General features: G+C 60.3%; 19 protein-coding genes and 2 pseudogenes. 11 read left to right on the top strand and 10 right to left on the bottom strand.

Annotated features, from left to right (window positions below):
• Window positions 1–213: 213 nt before the first annotated feature.
• The gene (locus BW978_RS22100) at window positions 214–666 is read right to left on the bottom strand and encodes an EF-hand domain-containing protein (RefSeq protein ID WP_076398204.1); all 453 of its coding nucleotides are present in this window, start codon (window positions 664–666) and stop codon (window positions 214–216) included.
• 219 nt (window positions 667–885) lie between these two features.
• On the opposite strand from BW978_RS22100, the gene BW978_RS22095 reads away from it, so the two are divergent.
• Both BW978_RS22095 and BW978_RS22090 read left to right on the top strand, forming a co-directional pair.
• Entirely contained in the window at window positions 886–1,620 is a 735-nt protein-coding gene (locus BW978_RS22095) for a response regulator (protein ID WP_076398201.1), read from the top strand.
• Window positions 1,617–2,954 carry a sensor histidine kinase gene (locus BW978_RS22090; RefSeq protein WP_076398199.1) on the top strand — a complete coding sequence of 446 codons (1,338 nt, stop codon included), beginning with the start codon at window positions 1,617–1,619 and terminating at the stop codon, window positions 2,952–2,954. The genes BW978_RS22095 and BW978_RS22090 overlap by 4 nt, the downstream gene beginning before the upstream one ends.
• A 29-nt stretch (window positions 2,955–2,983) precedes the next feature.
• Here the strand turns inward: BW978_RS22090 and BW978_RS22085 are convergent, their stop codons facing one another.
• Genes BW978_RS22085 through dsbD form a run of 5 tightly spaced genes read right to left on the bottom strand, consistent with a single transcriptional unit; the run spans window position 2,984 to window position 7,410 of the window.
• A complete protein-coding gene (locus tag BW978_RS22085; RefSeq protein WP_076398196.1) occupies window positions 2,984–3,439 on the bottom strand; it encodes a thioredoxin family protein in 456 nt (151 codons plus the stop codon).
• Between the two features lie 4 nt (window positions 3,440–3,443).
• The gene (locus tag BW978_RS22080) at window positions 3,444–4,055 is read right to left on the bottom strand and encodes a DsbA family protein (RefSeq protein WP_076398193.1); all 612 of its coding nucleotides are present in this window, start codon (window positions 4,053–4,055) and stop codon (window positions 3,444–3,446) included.
• A complete protein-coding gene (locus tag BW978_RS22075) occupies window positions 4,055–4,762 on the bottom strand; it encodes a L,D-transpeptidase (RefSeq protein ID WP_076398190.1) in 708 nt (235 codons plus the stop codon). The genes BW978_RS22080 and BW978_RS22075 overlap by 1 nt, the downstream gene beginning before the upstream one ends.
• A 6-nt stretch (window positions 4,763–4,768) precedes the next feature.
• Window positions 4,769–5,584, bottom strand: a complete 816-nt coding sequence (locus BW978_RS22070) for a TlpA disulfide reductase family protein (RefSeq protein ID WP_076398187.1) — start codon at window positions 5,582–5,584, stop codon at window positions 4,769–4,771.
• A complete protein-coding gene (dsbD, locus tag BW978_RS22065) occupies window positions 5,584–7,410 on the bottom strand; it encodes a protein-disulfide reductase DsbD (protein ID WP_076398184.1) in 1,827 nt (608 codons plus the stop codon). The genes BW978_RS22070 and dsbD overlap by 1 nt, the downstream gene beginning before the upstream one ends.
• A gap of 113 nt (window positions 7,411–7,523) precedes the next feature.
• Here dsbD and BW978_RS22060 point away from each other — a divergent pair, with 113 nt between their 5' ends.
• The 4 genes from BW978_RS22060 to dsbG all read left to right on the top strand — a co-directional run bounded on the left by BW978_RS22060 (window position 7,524) and on the right by dsbG (window position 11,236).
• Entirely contained in the window at window positions 7,524–8,183 is a 660-nt protein-coding gene (locus BW978_RS22060) for a response regulator (protein ID WP_076398181.1), read from the top strand.
• Window positions 8,183–9,547, top strand: a complete 1,365-nt coding sequence (locus tag BW978_RS22055) for a sensor histidine kinase (protein ID WP_076398178.1) — start codon at window positions 8,183–8,185, stop codon at window positions 9,545–9,547. Before BW978_RS22060 ends, BW978_RS22055 begins: the two co-directional genes overlap by 1 nt.
• Before the next feature lie 106 nt (window positions 9,548–9,653).
• Entirely contained in the window at window positions 9,654–10,397 is a 744-nt protein-coding gene (locus tag BW978_RS22050) for a L,D-transpeptidase (RefSeq protein ID WP_083697677.1), read from the top strand.
• Window positions 10,398–10,468: 71 nt separating this feature from the next.
• A complete protein-coding gene (gene dsbG, locus BW978_RS22045; protein ID WP_076398304.1) occupies window positions 10,469–11,236 on the top strand; it encodes a thiol:disulfide interchange protein DsbG in 768 nt (255 codons plus the stop codon).
• An 8-nt stretch (window positions 11,237–11,244) separates the two neighbouring features.
• Here the strand turns inward: dsbG and BW978_RS22040 are convergent, their stop codons facing one another.
• Together BW978_RS22040 and BW978_RS23855 are read right to left on the bottom strand one after the other, a co-directional pair.
• A complete protein-coding gene (locus BW978_RS22040; protein ID WP_244552031.1) occupies window positions 11,245–11,934 on the bottom strand; it encodes a hydrogen peroxide-inducible genes activator in 690 nt (229 codons plus the stop codon).
• A 36-nt stretch (window positions 11,935–11,970) separates the two neighbouring features.
• Window positions 11,971–12,156 (bottom strand): annotated as a pseudogene (locus BW978_RS23855) (LysR family transcriptional regulator); the annotation flags it as partial.
• Window positions 12,157–12,352: 196 nt separating this feature from the next.
• Here BW978_RS23855 and BW978_RS22035 point away from each other — a divergent pair.
• The 5 genes and pseudogenes from BW978_RS22035 (at window position 12,353) to BW978_RS22015 (ending at window position 16,075) form a co-directional block, all read left to right on the top strand.
• On the top strand, window positions 12,353–13,003 hold the full coding sequence (locus BW978_RS22035; protein ID WP_244552029.1) for a peroxiredoxin: 651 nt from the start codon (window positions 12,353–12,355) through the stop codon (window positions 13,001–13,003).
• Window positions 13,004–13,140: 137 nt separating this feature from the next.
• A pseudogene (locus BW978_RS22030) lies at window positions 13,141–14,010 on the top strand (MBL fold metallo-hydrolase); the annotation flags it as partial.
• Window positions 14,007–14,801: a sulfite exporter TauE/SafE family protein gene (locus BW978_RS22025; protein ID WP_076398165.1), complete on the top strand. Its 795-nt coding sequence runs from the start codon at window positions 14,007–14,009 to the stop codon at window positions 14,799–14,801. The pseudogene BW978_RS22030 and the gene BW978_RS22025, both read left to right, overlap by 4 nt.
• Window positions 14,802–14,812: 11 nt before the next feature.
• Window positions 14,813–15,436: a class I SAM-dependent methyltransferase gene (locus BW978_RS22020; protein WP_076398301.1), complete on the top strand. Its 624-nt coding sequence runs from the start codon at window positions 14,813–14,815 to the stop codon at window positions 15,434–15,436.
• Between the two features lie 81 nt (window positions 15,437–15,517).
• On the top strand, window positions 15,518–16,075 hold the full coding sequence (locus BW978_RS22015) for a CIA30 family protein (RefSeq protein ID WP_076398163.1): 558 nt from the start codon (window positions 15,518–15,520) through the stop codon (window positions 16,073–16,075).
• Window positions 16,076–16,218: 143 nt separating this feature from the next.
• On the opposite strand, the gene BW978_RS22010 is transcribed toward BW978_RS22015, so the two are convergent.
• Both BW978_RS22010 and BW978_RS22005 read right to left on the bottom strand, forming a co-directional pair.
• Window positions 16,219–16,572, bottom strand: coding sequence for a DUF5368 domain-containing protein (locus BW978_RS22010; protein WP_076398160.1), 354 nt, complete (start codon window positions 16,570–16,572; stop codon window positions 16,219–16,221).
• A 10-nt stretch (window positions 16,573–16,582) separates the two neighbouring features.
• Window positions 16,583–17,926, bottom strand: a complete 1,344-nt coding sequence (locus BW978_RS22005) for an NAD(P)/FAD-dependent oxidoreductase (RefSeq protein ID WP_076398157.1) — start codon at window positions 17,924–17,926, stop codon at window positions 16,583–16,585.
• Between the last annotated feature and the right edge of the window lie 80 nt (window positions 17,927–18,006).

Raw genomic sequence — 18,006 nt, 5'->3', positions numbered from 1 at the left:
GTTCCTGTCGATCTTCGAATGGGATGTTGACTTCAACACCTTCGTCACGGCCTTGCCAACCGGCAAGGATGCCTCAGCGTTCAGGCTGCAACGAAACACATAGCGCAGAACATATATTTCTATTGTTCGATATCGTGCATTTGTGAGCCTGGCCAGACATCGAAGCGGTTATCTGGCCAGGCAAGATGCGACAAAGATACGCAAGCCCAGCGTTTAGCGACCGAAATCAGCCGTGGTCACGACGCCGTCTGTGTCACGATCCAGCATGCCCATCCAGGCGACGGCACCGCCGAGAAATTCGTCCCGCGACACCTTGCCGTCCTGGTCGGTGTCGTTGTTCTGAAGTGTCATTCCCTGGGACGCCCGGTCGGCTCTGCCACCATGCCCACCCTGACCGCCTGCATTGGCCTTCATGTCGTTGGCGCGCGCCTCGTCGAAATACACGTATTCGTCGGCATCTATAAAGCCGTCCTCGTTGGAATCGAAGGTGAGGAAGACGTCACCGCGCTTGGTCTGCAGCTCTGAAAGGGTGACCTCGCCATTTGCGTCGAGGTCCCAGTTTTCCAGGAAGTGGGCGCCGGGATTGCCCTGTTGCTGAGCCATCAGCGGTGCGGCGGTAGCAGCCAGAGCCATGGCGGCGATCAGGGATGTCTTGAGACTATGCATTTTGCGTTCCTCTTCATCGGATCTCGTTTGCGCGTCTTGAGCGGGGAAGTTTGTTTCACCCCGCCTCGACTGCGATGGACATCTGATGACGGATACATGTCGCACGATGATGCCGTCTCAGGCCCCTTTTGTAACGGTTTGTCGCAGACCGGCTAACTGACACCCGGTGTGACAAAGGAGGAGTAGAACACGGTCGCCATCATGCGCTAGAAACGTGCCATGACCTCAAGCGACCCCAGTCCCCATATCCTGATTGTCGACGACCATCGCGACATCCGCGACGGGCTGGTCCGTTACCTTGAGAAGAATGGATTCCGGACGACGGCTGCGCGCGACGCGACCGAGATGGACAAGTGCCTGCATGGCGGACGCTTCGATCTTGTGATCCTCGACGTCATGATGCCGGGTGAGGACGGGCTTTCTATCGCACGGCGGCTGAGCAGCGCAGGCGGGCCGCCGATCCTGATGCTGAGTGCCTTGGCCGAGGAGACGGATCGCATTGTCGGTTTGGAGGTCGGCGCTGACGACTATCTGCCGAAACCCTTCAGCCCGAGAGAACTGCTGGCAAGGGTCAAGGCCATATTGCGACGGACCGGCAGAACGACCAGCCTGGCCGGCAGCCTCTCGGGCCGACGCCTTGCCTTTTCCGGATGGACACTGAACACGGATACGCGGGAGCTGACACGTGACGAGGACGGAAAACAGATATCGCTGAGCTCGACCGAATTCCGTCTTCTCATCGTCTTGCTCGAACGTCCCCGATTTGTCCTGTCCCGGGATCAGTTGATGGATCTGACCGAGGGTCGGGCCCCGGACGTCTTTGATCGGGCAATCGACAACCAGATCAGCCGGCTGCGTCGCAAGATCGAACCCGATCCGGGACACCCGACGATCATCACGACGATACGGGCGGGAGGCTACAGCCTCGCCTGTGACGTGGCAGTACTGCCATGAAAGTTGGATGGCCCAAGGATCTCAGTGCACAGATCGGACTGACCACCCTGGCGGCGCTGATCTTTACCCAGATCCTGTTTCTCGCCTTGTTCGGTGCAGAGCGGGGCCTCTCCCATGTGGAGGAGCAAAGGGCGGATATCGTAAGGCAAGGTGAACGCCTGGTTGGTCTCCTGCCGAAGATCCCTGAACCGGCGAGGATGGACGTTCTTTCGGCCGCCGGATCTGACCGCGTGATATTCCGGTTGGGCGACACGCCAATTGTCCCCGCCGTGACATCAGATGGAGACGCGCGCGTGGAGTTGGCGGCGCGTGGCGGTTCCTCCTTCGACCACCGCGACAATGGACCGTTGACGGCGTTCGCGCGCCGGATTGGCCTCACACCAGCAACGCTGCGCTTGTCTCTTCCGACGTCGGAGGGGCAATGGCTCAACATCGAGGCCTCCCTGGAGCGGCCCGGCGCATTCCTGCCGCCGCGGCTGTTGCTCGGCGCAATCCTCTCGGCCCTCGCCGTCTGGATTGTCATGCGCTTCCTGCTGTCGCGCATTACCCTACCCTTGCGGCAACTCGCTGACACGGCAGACGCCCTGGATCTCGACCGAAACGCACCGAAGCTCAACGAAACCGGTCCGAGCGAAGTCAAGGTCCTGACAAAGGCACTCCACCGGCTGCATGCACGGCTTGTGAACGCAGTGCGCGAACGGACCCGCATTCTGGCGGCGCTTGGCCACGATCTGCGAAGCCCGATCACGGCCCTCAGGCTGCAAGCCGAATTCGTCGATGAGGATCAACTGCGCGAGCGGATCACCCGCATTCTCGACGAAATGCAGGAAATGACCGAAACGACCCTGGCCTATGCGCGGGGCCTCAGTGAAGCAGGTGACAAGCGTCCGTCCGACCCCTTTGCTCTGGTCGCCCGGCTGGCCGATGAACTCAACACGACGGCGGCCCCGGTAACACTCGGCAGCATGCCGGTCGTCACGACACCACTGCGGGAGCTTACGGTGCGCCGTGCCATTCGCAATCTGATCGAAAATGCCCAGAGATACGGCGGCAAGCTTCACATCAGTGGTGAGCTGGACGGATCCGCCGCCCGCATTCATATCGATGACGACGGTCCAGGAATCTCCCAGGAGGACCTGCAACGCGTGTTCAGCCCCTTCGAGCGCCTCGAGGCGTCCCGTTCCCGTGACACGGGCGGCCACGGTCTCGGCCTAACGATTGCGCGCGACATTCTTCGTGCCCAGGGCGGGGATGTGGAACTGACCAACCGGGCAGAAGGTGGCCTGCGGGCAACGGTGACCCTTCCTGTTAGTAGCGGATCTGACGCTCACTAGTTGCTGTTTTCCGGGAATGTCCGGCCAAGTTAGCGCGCACTCTCCAGCCGGCCGACCAGATTCTCGACGTCGAACTCGCCGACGGTCCGTGAACCCAGAACCTCTTTTCCCTCGCCTGTCTCTACAATGAAGACGGTTGGAGGCCCTTGCACATTTAAAAGCTGAAGCAATGCGGCATTGTCCGCCGTCCAGGCGGTCACATCGATCTTGAGCAGAGCGAATTCATTCATCCGCGCCCGGACCCTCGGATGCACGAGGATCTGACCATCGATCGTCTTGCAGAAGGCACACCAATCTGCAGCGATATCGACGAGCGCGTACTTATTGCGCATACGGGCAAAGGCAATTGCTTCGGTATAATCCCGGACGGATCGTATCGGGCCGACCACCGTCGAAGCCGCAAGCGCTTCGCCCGCAGGGGCCAGCATGACGGCGAGGCCACCAACGAGGAAGTCGCGGCGGTTGCATTTCGAAATCGAACGCATGCGCTTAGCCCTGCCGGGCGCGTGCGATGGCGGCAACAAGCGCCTTTTCGTCGAGCACTCCGGGGTAAAGGCTCGATCCGATCACATAGGCCGGAGTTCCGGCGAAGTTAAAGGCAGTGGCCTGGGCATAGTTGCGATCCAGCAGGTCTGAAATTTTGGCTGTGTGTTTGTTCACCGAGACGGCGATTTCGTCCATGGACAAGCCGGCACCGGTCAATGTGCTTTCGATGTCGTCATGGGTGAGTTTGCCCTTGGTCTTCATCAGGGCGCCCATGGCAATTTCGTATTTGCCGATCTGGGCCGCCCCCAGAACAGCCTGCGCTGCGAAGATCGAGGCATCGCCGAAGATCGGCCAGTCCTTCATGACCAGCTTCACATTGCCATCTCTCTCGATGACCTTCTTCACCGTCGGGTGGGCCTTCTTGCAGTAAGGGCACTGGTAATCGAAGAACTCGACCACAGTGACATCCCCCTTCGGGTTTCCAAGAAACGGTGCGTCCTTGTCGTTGAAGACCTCGTCCTTCGTCAGTTCTTGCCCGAAGGCCAGGCGACTGCCGAAGACGGCGAACGTGCCAAGGGCAAGCCCTGATGTCAGTATTGTGCGACGCTTCATCATCAGAATTCTCCCTTTCCGGATTCTTCGGCAGTCAGAACAACCATCTTCGACCCTTCCGGAACACGGGCATGCAGATCGATGATGTCCTGGTTGAGAAGGCGAATGCAACCCGAGGAAACCGACTGCCCGATCGACCACGCCTCGTTGGTGCCATGGATACGGTAGAGCGTGTCCTTGCCTCCCTGATAGAGATAGAGCGCACGCGCCCCGAGTGGATTGCCGATGCCACCCGGCAATCCCTGTGCCAGCGGACCATAACGGTCAGGCTCTCGGGCGATCATGTTGGGTGTCGGCACCCAGCCCGGCCAGCGTGCCTTTCGCTTGATGTCGCCTTCGCCCTGGAATTCGAGCCCGGCCTTGGCGACGCCGACACCGTAGCGCATCGCCTTCTCGCCCTCCATGACGAGATAGAGGAAGCGGGCATAGGGATCGACCACGATCGTACCGGGCGCATAGGAGGTGCGATAGTTGACGATCTGGCGAACATTGCGCGGATCCATTTTCGACACATCGACAGCGGGAATGGTTTCCTCACCGTCCTGCACCTCGCCATACATGGCCTGCAACGCCGGATCGATAGGCGGTGGAGATGGCTGAGACGGCGTGCCCGTCGTCTGCGAGCAGGCGGCGAGCAGGAAAGCAAGCCCTGCCCCTATGACCAATTTTTTTAAGATGCCGATAACCGGCCACAAATCTGTAAGTCTCATTCGCTGTTATTCCTTGTCTGCGGGGATCAGTCGGGCGATGGCGGCATTCAAGGACTCGCGCGAGATCTCTCCGAAATGGGTGGTGACAACCTGGCCGTCAGCGCCAAGAAAGAGGGTGACCGGCATTCCGGGCGCTGCGTAGTGGCGCGAAAGGGAATGGGCCGGATCAAGCAGGATGGTTTCGAGCCGGAGGTTCTGACCGTCGAGATAGGCCCGGATCGTCGCAGGCCCCTCACCCTGATTGGCGAAGATGAAATCGACGTCTGTCCGAGCCGCGGCCACTTCCGCCAGAAGTGGCATTTCGCGGCGGCAAGGCGGACACCAGGTTGCCCAGAGGTTGACGACAGCAGGGCGTCCATCACGCTCCGACAAGGCGACAAACTGAGATCCATCAAGATTTGCCAGCGTGAAACGGGGTGCAGCCGCTCCTTCGGCTGCTTGCCAGAGCATGGTAAGCGCGAACCAGACAAAGCATCCTGCGGCGAGCGACACGGCTGCAAGCGGCAGGGTCTGCCGGGATTCACGCATCAAAAAGACAAGCGTGATCGCAACACCGATCGCGCCTCCGATCATCGAAAAACCACCCTGCCAGACATACAGGGCCCGCCATGGCTCAGTGAGAAAGCTGTCGAGATGCATCAGGACATGCAGTGCCCGCGCGGCGATGAGGCCCGATAGCAGCGCAGCGGTCGTCCAAGGCGCGAGCCTTTTGTCATAGCGACCCGCCAGCCATGAGCCGAGCCCGAGGAACACGAAAATCCCGATGATTGTCGCCAGCCTGTCGGATGCGAAGGCAAGCGGCCCCAGTGTCACGACATCCATCAGGGCGTACCCTTGGCCGCCCGGGCGGAGGCAGCAAGCTTGCCGATCGTTATGTCGCCCACCAGGCGCGTTCCCGCCACTTCCTGCCTTTCGTGATCGAAGAAGATCATCGTCGGCGGACCGATGGCATTGAGGGACTTCAGCAGTTCATTTGTCTCTGGAGAGGTCGCGGTCATGTCGATGGTCAGCAGGCGCGCATCATCGAGAGCCGCCGAGACGCTCTGGGCCGGCAGAACGGTTCGTTCTATGGCGCGGCAGGTGACGCACCAATCCGCGGTCACATAGACGAGGCTCGGCCTGTTCTCGGCCGAAGCTTCGGCCAGCACCGAAGTCAGCGCTTGTGGCGAGGCGACGGCTTCAAAGTCCGATTTCGCGATCTCGCTCGCCGTCTGTCCGAACTCCGTCTTCATTGTGAGCGGCTCCAGAGGGGCAAGCGGATCACGGGCACCGAGGCCGACGCCGACGAGCAGCAGGGCTCCCCAGGCTATCGAAACAGTGGCCACAAATCGCGAGATGACAGCCGCGCCAGGAGAAGCATTTGCAACCCGCATGTGCCAGAGGAACACGCCGACCGACACGGCCAGACAGGCCCAGGCAAAAAGCACCAGCGTTTCAGGCAGAAGAGGGCTGACCATCCAGGTCGCCGTTCCGATGAAACCGAAGCCGAAAGCGGAGCGGATGCTTGCCATCCAAGCCCCCGCACGCGGCAATGCCTTACCGCCGAGCGTTGCCATGAGGATCAAGGGGAGGCCTTTGCCAAGCCCGAGCGCGAACAATGCGACCGCCCCGATAAGGACATCTCCGGTGCGGGCAATGTAGAGAAGCGCGCCCGCGAGTGGCGCGGTGACACAGGGACCAATGAGAAATGCGGAGGTAAAGCCCAGCATCGCAGCCCCACCGAGGGATCCGCCACGGCGCCCCCCGGACGATAGGCGACTGCTGAGCCCCGCCGGCACCTGGATCTCGAAGAGCCCGAAGTTGGACAGGGCGAGGATCAGAAACAGGCTTGCGATGACAATGGTGGCCGTTGTCGACTGCAAGGCAAATTGCAGGTTCTGCCCCGACCAGGCCGCGACCATACCGAACAGCCCAAACGCCAATGCCAGCGCTCCGACATAGACGCTCGAAAGGATGAAACCACGTTTCGGCGAAAGCGCCTCGCCTTCGCGCGACAGCATGGCAGCAACGATAGGATACATGGGAAAGACGCAGGGGGTGAAGGCCAGAAGCACGCCGAAACCAACGAAGCCAATCAGAAGCAGAGGCAGGCCGCCGCGCGCCAGGAGTGCATCGACACCGGTTGTCACTTCATCCTGTGCGAGCGCAAAATCCGGTTTTTGAGCGCTGAAGGACGACCATCCGCTTTGCGATGCATTCGGTGCCTGGGCGGATATTGGGCCTCCGTGCTCGGAGCCACTGAATTGCAGACGGGCCATGTCTATAGTCTTGGTGACGGGCGGATAGCAGAGCCCGCCATCCTGACAGCCTTGATACGTCAACTCGATCGTCGACGCATCGCTGACGAGCGTCGCCCGGGCGGTATTGTAGTAGACCTCCGTCGACCCAAACCCCGGATCCTCCTTGATCTTGCCGGCAGGCGTCTCCAGTTTCAGCGGGCTGCCATCGCCACTTTTGGCGGAGAGATATTCCCGGTAGAGATAGTAGCCAGGTTCGATCTCCCACGTGACGGCAACTTCGGTGGCGGAGATCCGTGACAGCGAAGGCCGGAACGCCTCGTCCATCTGGAGCGGCGCGATCTGGGCGATGGCGATGCCGGAGAAGAGCAAAGCGGAGAAGAAGATCGCCAGGTGCCTCAAGAGCTGCATTCCATCATTCCTTGTTACGCATCGAATGTGCGCCCGTTTCCGCGGGGCAGCTTAAGGCAGGCTTAAGCTGGGCGGGCCATGGCAGGAAACGACATTTTTCTCACGGAGGTGTGATGCGCATCCTTGTCATCGAAGACGACGCGGTTCTGCTCGACGGTTTAAAGGTGGGGCTTGGTCTCGCCGGCTTCTCGGCAGACACCGTCAGCACGCTTTCTGACGCGATGGCCGCAATTGAAAGCGATAGCTTCGATGCCATCTTGCTCGACCGCATGCTGCCGGATGGATCCGGGCTGGATCTGCTTCGCGCGATGCGCGCCGCCAACAACCGCACGCCCGTTCTTCTGTTGACGGCCAAGGATGAGGTGACCGATCGCATTGATGGACTCGACGCCGGCGCCGACGACTATCTCGGCAAACCCTTCGACCTCGACGAAGTGGCAGCACGGCTACGCGCCATTACCCGGCGTGCTGAAGGACGCGCGACACCCAAGCTGACTTGGGAAGGAATGACCCTTGACCCGGCCAGCATGGAGGTTTTGCAGAACGGCGAAATCATTGGGCTGTCACGGCGGGAATTTGCCGTCCTCCTGGCCTTGATGGAAAATCCCACCATGGTTCACTCCAAGCAGATATTGGAAACGAGGCTCTATGGCTGGCAGGAAGAGATTGAGAGCAACACGATCGAGGTCCACGTACACAAGCTGCGCCACAAACTGGGTGCCACCTCGATCGAAACCGTGCGCGGTGTCGGATACCGCATGGGGAAACCGTGATGCGATCGATCCGGCTTAGGCTTTTTCTCATTCTTCTCGCGGCGACAGGTGCCGTATGGCTCCTCGCCGTGCTTTGGACCTATCTCAGCACGCAGCGCGAGGTCGAGCGTGTACTCGACGCGCGCCTGACGGAAGCAGCGCGTATGGTGAGTTCACTGATCACCGACCACCATATCGACGTCGCAGCAGCGGTCGATGCCGCGCAGGCTGCTGGCATACCCGAAGGCTTCGGCCTGCATGAAGGAGACTATAGCCGGCAATTGTCCTGTCAGATCTGGTCCCTTCAGGGTGATCTTGTCAGCCGGTCGGAGAGCGCGCCCAACACGTCGCTCGCCGATCACGAAAGCGGATTCGCCGAAAAGCTCGTCAACGGCGAGCGCTGGCGTGTCTACGCTGTCATCAATCCCGAGCTGGGTGTCAGGGTCCTCGTCGGCGATAGCATCGAGATCCGCGAAAAGCTGGTCGGTGACGTCATCAAGGGCCAGCTCGTTCCTGCCCTGGCGATCCTGCCCATTCTCGCCGGTCTGATCTGGCTGAGTGTCGGGCGCGGTCTTTCCCCCCTCCGACAAGTCGCCGACACCTTGTCGCTGCGCTCAGCCGACGAACTCCACCCCGTCGACGATAGCGGAGCGCCCCGCGAGATCAGGCCTCTGCTCGGCTCCCTCAACGCCCTGTTCCAACGCGTGGAGGAGGCCCGCGAGCGGGAAAAGACCTTCATCGCCTATGCGGCCCACGAGCTGAAGACGCCGCTATCCGGTTTGAAGACCCAGGCCCAGGTCGCCCTTCGCAGCGATAGCGATGAAGTCCGCGCCAATGCCCTCAACCAGATCTCGCTGAGTGTAGACCGCACCGGGCGCCTCGTTCGCCAGTTGATAGACCTCGCAGCCATCGACTCATTGGACAGCTCTTCGACATCAGAAACTGTAGTGGTCAAAGCAATGGTCGAAGAGCTGCGCGGTGAAATGGCGGCACTCGTTTCGTCGAGGGAGATCACCGTTGAGACCGAGATTGCGCAGGACCTGATGATAAGAGTGCCAGGCAAGACCCTTTTGCGGCTGGCCTTGCGCAATGTCATCGAAAACGCCCTGCAATATGCGCCGCGCAATTCATCCGTCCGGATCATCGGCACACAGACCGAGGCAGGCACGACGATAGCCGTGTGCGACACCGGAGCCGGTATCGATGAAAAGGACGAGCAGCGTCTCAAGGCTCGGTTCCAGCGCGGCAACAGCGCAAACGCGCTCGGAAGCGGCCTCGGCCTTTCGATTGTTGAAATGGCCCTGACAAAGATTGGTGGTCGGATGTCATTCCAGCGGCAGTCAGGTTTCTGCGTTTGTCTGGAGCTGCCAGGTTCAGAAGCGTGAGCGATCGCTTTCTGTGCTACGGGAGCGGAGGTGAGCCTTAAGCCAGCCTTAAGGTGAGAGAGAGAAGCGGGGCCTGGTAAACCTCACGAGGAGCTTCTCGCTCGACATGTCCGCACCCTTCTCACCCTGCCCCCTATCTGCCGACTACCTTAGCTTTATTCATATCCGGTCTCTGAAGACATTGGTCGCTCTGGGTCTGGTTTCGATCGGTCTCATTTCCTGCGCCACCACCGCGCCGACGATCCGCCCCCTTGCTCCGCACGCCTTTCAACCGCCGGCACCTGAGCCAAGCTCATCCCGCCTCGAGCGTTACAAGGCACTTGGAAACGAACCCTTCCCCGTCCCCGCTGTCGATACACAACGGATTGGCCAGCAGTTTCTGAAGCAGACCATTGACTACAAGACCGAGCATCCGCTCGGCACCATTGTCGTCGACCCCAAGAACCGCTTCCTTTATCTGGTCAAAGCACGAGGCAAGGCCGTCCGCTATGGTGTCGGCGTCGGCAAGGCCGGCTTCGAATTCTCTGGTTCCGCCCATATCGGCTTCAAGCGCCAATGGCCCCGCTGGACGCCCACGCCCGATATGCTCAAGCGCGATCCCACCCGCTACCGCAAATGGGCCGACGGCATGGACGGCAGCGACAAGAACCCTCTTGGGGCGCGGGCACTGTATCTGGTCAAGGATGGCAAGGACACGCTGTATCGCATCCACGGGACCAACGAACCCTGGACGATCGGAACGGCGGCGTCGTCCGGCTGCATTCGCATGCTGAACCAGGACGTTATCGACCTCTACAACCAGGTGCCGCAGGGTTCGAGGGTCGTGGTTCTCGGCACCGAAGGCGCCTGACCACCTTGCCCAACACCGCAAACAGACAATCAAAGGTTCGCATCATGTTTTTGAAAGCGCTTCACCGTCCCATGTCATACCCCGCAATCGCCCTGGCGCTTCTGATGGGCGTCGTCATGGCTACCGGTGCTGAGGCTGAAGACAAGGCCTATCCCGAGATCCTCAAGACGATCGAGCAGCAGGGCATCCGCATTCTCGGCGAGATGCAGGTTCCCGGCGGTCTTAGAGCCTTCGCCGCCAAAGCCGGCGCGCAGCCTCTAGCGATCTATCTGACACCCGATAATCAACATGTGGTCGTCGGAACGCTCGTCGATGCCTATGGGCAGGACATGGCGGAGGATCAGCTCAAGAAGATGGTCGAACAGCCCCTGAGCGAAGCATCCTGGACCAAGCTCGAGGCAGCGACCTGGGTGCGGGACGGCAATCCGAATGCGCCTCGTGTCATCTATACGTTCACCGACCCGAACTGCCCTTATTGCAATCGCTTCTGGCTCGCGGCGCGATCCTGGATCGAAAGCGGCAAAGTTCAGTTACGCCACGTGATGGTCGGCGTTATCCGCCAGGATTCCCCCGCCAAGGCTGCCGCCATTCTACAAGCGAAGTCCCCTGAAGAAGCTCTTTCGGAGAACGAGCGCAAACATGCCGATGGCGGCATTGCCCCGCTGGATCGGATCGATGGCGACACGGCTGCAAAGCTTGATCGCAATGCCGCCTTGATGACCGAGCTCGGTTTTGGCGGCACGCCGGCAATTGTTTTCAGGACCGAGGAAGGCAAGATCGACACCTTCGCCGGAATGCCGAGCGAAGCTCAGATGGGAGCTTTTCTGGGACCGAAATGATCGGACGCTCAGCCCTGTTTGGGTTTCAGTTGGTCTCGCAGATAAAGCCCGAGTTCCCGGATTGCGGATGCGCGCGGTGATTGCCCACGCCAAACAAGTCCGATCTGGCGAGCTTGGGTTTGCCCCGCAATTGGCACCACCACGCTCGAATGCGCTTCATGCAATCCAGCCTCTATCGCGATGGTCGGCAGAAGCGTAGCGCCCTGCCCCTCGCCAACCATCGCGACAAGTGTGTGAAGGCTTGTAGCCGAAAAGCTGCTGCGCGCGCCCCCAGCGGCTGCCGTCAACAGCGGAATGGCATGCGCATGAAGACAATGTTCCTTTTCCAGCAACAACAAGTCCAGTTGCGGCAGGTCTTTGACGTCGACTGTCTCAGCCGTGGCGAGCGGATGGTCGGCATGGCAGACGAAGTGGTAGACATCTTCAAACAAGTCCATGGTTTCCAGACCGCTAACTGCATGCGGAAAGGCCATGAGCAGAGCGTCAAGTTGTCCCGCTCTCAATCGCTCCATGAGAGGAGCCGTCTTGTCTTCGCGCCAGCCCAGTTCAAGTTCGGGATAGCGCTGGCGAAGCGCGGGCATCAATCGCGGCAGCAAGAATGGTCCAACCGTCGGGATCACGCCGATCTCCAGTCTACCGGTAAGCATGCCTGGACCACCGTGACCGAGATCCACGAGCTCATCGCTCAACTGCAACATCATCCGCGCCTTGTCACAGACCAAACGCCCGAGAGGGGTCAACATGACCTGGCGTTTGGTTCGCTCGGCACGCTGCCCGCCGATCAGTGTCTCAAGTTCACGGATACCGGCACTCAGTGTGGATTGCGTCACTGAACAGGCACCAGCCGCCCGACTGAAATTCAGGTGCTCGGCAAGTGCGAGGAGATAGCCCAGATGTCGAAGATTAGGTGCGGGTTTCATGATCGATTTTTCCGATGAGTGTGTCCGCTTTTATTCGTTTCCATAATACATATATATAGTCATATGTATTGGTGGTCAAAACAGAAACAGGTCTCGCACGAAAGCGAGCCACACAAGGACCAGTCACATGAGTTGCTCCGACAACACCGCTAGCAGCGCAGCCGCACAATCAGCCTCCGTTTTACCGGCCACAGCCATGCTGGCGCCCGCCGCAGGCCCCGCGATGCCGCGCATCAACGAGCCGGCGCCGGACTTCTCCGCCAAGACCACCCATGGCGATCGCCGCCTTGCTGACTACAAGGGCAAGTGGCTCGTACTCTTTTCGCATCCGGCGGACTTCACCCCCGTCTGCACGACCGAGTTCGTCGGCTTCGCCAACGCTTCGGCAGAATTCAAGGCGATCAATTGCGAACTGCTCGGCCTCTCGATCGACAGCATCTACTCCCATCTCGCCTGGGTTCAGAACATCAAGGAGAAGTTTGGGGTCGAGATCACCTTCCCGATCATCGAAGACCTCTCGATGAAGGTGGCAACCGCCTACGGCATGATCCATCCCGGGGCCTCAGACACCTCGGCCGTACGCGCCACCTTCATCATCGACGACAAGGGCATCCTGCGCGCCATGGTCTACTACCCGATGACCAACGGTCGCAGCGTTCCTGAAGTTCTTCGCCTGGTCAGAGCCCTGCAGACGAGCCTCACCCACGGCGTCGCGACGCCGGAGGCCTGGCAACCGGGCGACAAGGTCATCGTCGGCTCGCCGAAGACCATGGCGGAAGTGGAGAAGCGTCTGACGGAGGGGCTCGAGACCACGGACTGGTATTTCACCGTCAAGGATCTCGCCTAATCATCGTCTGACCGGCACCGGCAGCACACAGCAAAGCAACCTTCGCGCCGTCGGACGGCGCGAAGACATCCGATCCGGACAATCGGACAACAGAAACGCAAATGACTGACGTTGAGGAAGGAAACACCATGACCGCCAAGCCAGATGTGAAGGGCTTTTACGACGCGCGGACATTCAGCATCCAGTATGTCGTGAGTGATCCGGCAACGAGAAAATGCTCGATCATCGACCCGGTGCTCGACTACGATGAAAAATCGGGCGCAACCGCGACCCGCAATGCCGATACGATCCTGGATTACATCAGGGAAAAGCGCCTCAGCGTGGAGTGGATCCTCGACACCCATCCCCATGCAGACCACTTTTCCGCCGCCCGCTATCTGAAGGAAAAGACCGGCGCGCCGACCGCCATTGGCGCCCGTGTTGTCGAGGTGCAAAAGCTCTGGAAGGAGATCTACAACTGGCCGGATCTGCAAACCGATGGCTCGCAGTGGGACCGGTTGTTCGAAGCCGGCGACACCTTCACGGTCGGTGAACTCCAGGGTCGCGTCCTCTTCTCACCCGGCCACACGCTGGCCTCGATCACCTATGTGATCGGCGACGCCGCCTTTGTGCATGACACGCTGTTCATGCCGGACAGCGGCACGGCGCGCGCGGATTTTCCCGGCGGCAGCGCCAAGCGGCTCTGGGCCTCGATCGAGGAAATCCTGTCGCTGTCCGGCGAGACGCGCCTGTTCACGGGCCATGATTATCAACCGGACGGGCGTGAACCCCTCTGGGAGAGCACCGTCGCCGAACAGAAGCGCAGCAATCCGCACATCGCCGTCAAAGACGAGGCAGCCTTCGTGGCGCTGCGCGAGGCACGCGACAAGACACTGCCCATGCCGAAGCTGATCCTGCATGCGCTTCAGGTCAACATCCGCGGCGGGCGCCTCTCGGAACCGGAAGGAAACGGCAAGCGCTATCTAAAGATCCCGCTCGACGCACTTGCAGGAGCTGCCTGGGAATGAACGACCTCGTCACCCAGGCCCTGACGGCGATCGGCTCCGGCGGCCTCGTGGGTTTTACGCTCGGCCTCATCGGTGGCGGCGGCTCTATCCTGGCAACGCCCCTGCTTCTTTATGTCGTCGGCATCTCGCAACCGCATATCGCCATCGGCACCGGTGCTCTGGCCGTGTCGGTCAATGCCTATGTCAACCTCATCGGCCATGCCCGCAAAGGGCATGTCTGGTGGCGTTGTGCCTTCGTCTTTGCCGCCACCGGGACGATGGGCGCCCTCGCCGGCTCCAGCCTTGGCAAGGCGTTCGACGGAGAGAAGCTGCTTTTCCTGTTCGGCCTGTTGATGCTGCTTGTGGCGGGCCTCATGCTCCGTCCGCGAACCGCCATCGTGGCAAGCACCGTCAAGACGGATCGCCTGACATGCTGGAAGACGGCCGCGGTCGCCCTGGCCGCAGGAGCAGCTTCCGGCTTCTTCGGTATCGGCGGTGGTTTCCTGATCGTGCCTGGCCTGATGCTCGCGACCGGCATGCCGATGATCAATGCGGTCGGCTCTTCGCTTCTCGCCGTCGGCACCTTTGGTCTCGCCACTGCGATCAATTACGCAGCCTCCGGCCTGATCGACTGGGCAGTCGCTGCCGAGTTCATCGGTGGCGGCGTGATCGGCGGCATCGGCGGCATGCTGCTGGCGACCCGTCTGTCGACACAGCGAAACATTTTCAACCGAATCTTTGCCGTGCTGATCTTCGTCGTCGCATTCTATGTGCTGTACATGAGCAGTGCTGCAATCTTGCCCCTCTGGTGAAGGCTTTTGAAATGACCGTATCGAAGCAGCAGAAGTTCTGGAACCGCATTGCCGGGCGCTACGCCGCCCGGCCACTCAAGGATGTCGCAGCCTATGACGCCATGTTGGCCGAGGTCGCCTCCCGGCTCAAGCCGTCAGACAAGGTCCTGGAACTGGGATGCGGCACAGGCGGCACCGCAATCCGGCTGGCACCCCATGTATCATCCTGGACGGCGACAGACTTTTCAGCCGAAATGATCCGGATTGCCAGGGACAAACCGGCAGAAGCGAACGTCACCTTCAGGCTGGCAGACGCTCAGAATTCCTATGATGGCGGGCCATTCGACGCCATATGCGCCTTCAACGTCCTGCATCTGGTAGACGATCAGCCGGCGACGCTCGCGCAGATTTTCGCCAACCTCAAACCCGGCGGCGTGTTCATCTCCAAGACCTGGTGTTTCGCCGATCTGAAGCTCAGATTTCGCCTTCTCTTCAGCGTACTGCGGGCCGCCGGTCTGTTTCCTGCAGTCACGCAACACACCGTCGCCGAATTTCGGCAATCGCTTTTCGATGCGGGCTTCGAGATCATCGACGAACGCGTCTTCGGCAAGTATCGGCAGAACCCCTATATCGTCGTGCGCAAGCCAGAAGCCTGAGAACGCCGCGAATTCCAACGAAGCGTTGCCGCAGGCTTGATTGCCGGACCGGCGTAGATATCAAACAGTCAGGAAGAACCGATGCGTGCTTTGACAAGATTGACCACGGTGGCAATGCTTGCGCTCTGGGGTGTTTCCCAAGCGCTTGCGGGTGACATGATGATCGAGGATTTCAAGGTTCAGCCCGAAACTCGCTGGCGTTTCTTCGCAGATACGGTGATGGGAGGGATCTCATCCGGGCAAATCCGGTTCGTCACCGAAGATGGGCGCAGGCACGCGCAGATGTCCGGTCGCGTCAGCGTCGAAAACAACGGCGGCTTCATCCAGATACGGATGGACTTGGCCAGCCCACCGCCCGAAGGCACAGTCGGCGTTCGCTTGATGGTCCGTGGCAATGATCAACGCTACTTCGTTCATCTGCGCACCACAGGCACGATCCTGCCTTGGCAGTATTACCAGGCCGGGTTTGATGTCACGAACACCTGGGCCGAAGTCCGTCTCCCCTTCACAGACTTCGCACCCTCCGGCGCATTGTTGCGCAAGGTCCCGCGGGCCGCAAGCCTGACATCGATCGGTATAGTCGCCTTTGGTCGGAACCATGACGCCGACATCAGCGTGAGCGAGATTGCCTTCTATTAAACCGCCGCCCGACCGGATCAGAGGGTCGCAGCTCCACCCATGGTCGCAGGTATCAAGATGACAAGCGTGTCGCGACCTTCCGATTGGTCCGTCACGCTTTCAGCCTTTGTTTCGGCTGATCTCCCCGGGTCGGGTGTAAAGTGTCAGGCGCCTTTTGTTCTGAAGAACAGAGACTGGGCCGTATAGACCAGGATCGCCGCTCCCACAGCCCCCATGGCGGCCACACCCAACAGCACGATAACGTCGACAGGCCCACCGATGTCGCGCAGATGGGAATTTGTCACAGATTGCACGAAGACGACGGCCGCGACTGCACCAAAGGGCATGGCGAGTTGGGCCAGCAGAAACTTCCGCATCGACATCGATCGGTCGCGGATCAGGACATAGAGATAGGCTAGTGTCACGACGATCGCGGCGGCGACCATGCCCCAGAACAGGCCGGGGCTGAAGATCTCTTCGAACACGGCGATGAGGGTTTCGAATGTCAGCTCTTTCATGGCGTCCTCCTCAGGCTTTCCCGCGCAGCATTGCATTATAGGTCGCCTTGAGGGCCACCTCTTTCATCAGCCAGCTGATCCATAGCTCCTCCAGCGGTGCGATAACGCCCGGAAACGAGGGGACCAGATTGTTGTGGTAGTCGAACTCGACCAGCATGGCGCGGCCCACCCGGGTGATCAGGGGGCAAGAGGTATATCCGTCATAGACGGCAGTGCCCTCGCGCCCTTCTATGGCAGCCACCAGATGGTCTTCGACGACTGGAACCATCCACTTGACCGAGGCTGCCGTTTTTCCCTTCGGCACTCCGGCCACATCGCCCAGGGCAAAGATCTCGGGATAGCGCAGATGACGCAGGGTTTTCATGTCGACCTCGACCCAACCCTGATCGGTCCATTTGTCCGCCCAGGACAGGCCGGATTGCCGGATGACATCAGGCGCTCGCTGCGGCGGGATCACATGCAGATAGTCGTAAGGCATCTCGACTTCAGACTGCACTTCAACCTTGGTGACGGGGTCGAGTTTCGTTTCCACGAAAGTCGCGCGTTTCGTACCTGGCTCGATGGATTTCAGCCTGTGCCCGTAATGCGAGGCGATCCCTCGCTCTTCGAAGAGCATACGGACTTTTTCATGCACGATCGGCACGGAGAACAGCGCCTGCTGCGGAGCGGCGTAGTGCATCTCGTATTTTCCAGCCGCACCGCCGCGGCTGGCAATGTCCTCGATCAGAAACGTGTGCTTGAGCGGTGCGCCCGCGCATTTCATCTCCGTGGCTGGCCGCGTGAACAGACCGATGCCGCCTTTCTCGGTAAATTCCGACGCTGCCTGCCATGTTCGGGCGGCGTGATCGGGCCCTGCATAAAGCGCGCCGATGCCGTTCTGACCAACGAGATCCAGTGAAAAGCCCTCGATGGCATCATGATCCAGCACGAGCCCGGGTGCGACGACCAGAAAATCGTAAGCCAGGCTCTGCCCGCCCGTGGTTGCAACGGTTTTTGCGACCGGATCGATCTCAGCGGCGTGCTCAGCGATCAGGGTGATGCCGTCCGGCAGCCAGTCGGTGGTTTTTGACAGTGTATAGCTGGCAGGCTTCAGACCCGCAGCCACCAGCGACAGACCGGGCTGATAAAGATGCTCGGCGCGCGCATCGACGATCGTGATCTGGGCACCATCGAGCCGTGCCACCAGATGATTGGCGAGAGCGGTGCCTGCAGCCCCCGCCCCGATGATGACAATGCGGGCTTTCGTCGCGATCCGGGCAGCGCGCGCCGGAAGGCCAACTGTTGCAGCAGCCAAGCCCGCCACACCGAGGCCGAGCAAGGCGCGGCGGGAAGTCGGTAGACCGGTCAATTCCATGATTTCTCCTCCGAGGTTTGTCCTATCCGTGCCACAGGTTTGCCGGCCAGCATTTGATAAAGATCAAACACATTCAAAAA

It is taken from the genome of Rhizobium sp. RU33A (assembly GCF_900156055.1).
In the GTDB taxonomy this organism is placed as follows: Bacteria; Pseudomonadota; Alphaproteobacteria; order Rhizobiales; family Rhizobiaceae; genus Allorhizobium.
The sequence above is the reverse complement of the archived record's forward strand: the minus strand, read 5'-3'. Positions and strand labels throughout refer to the sequence as shown.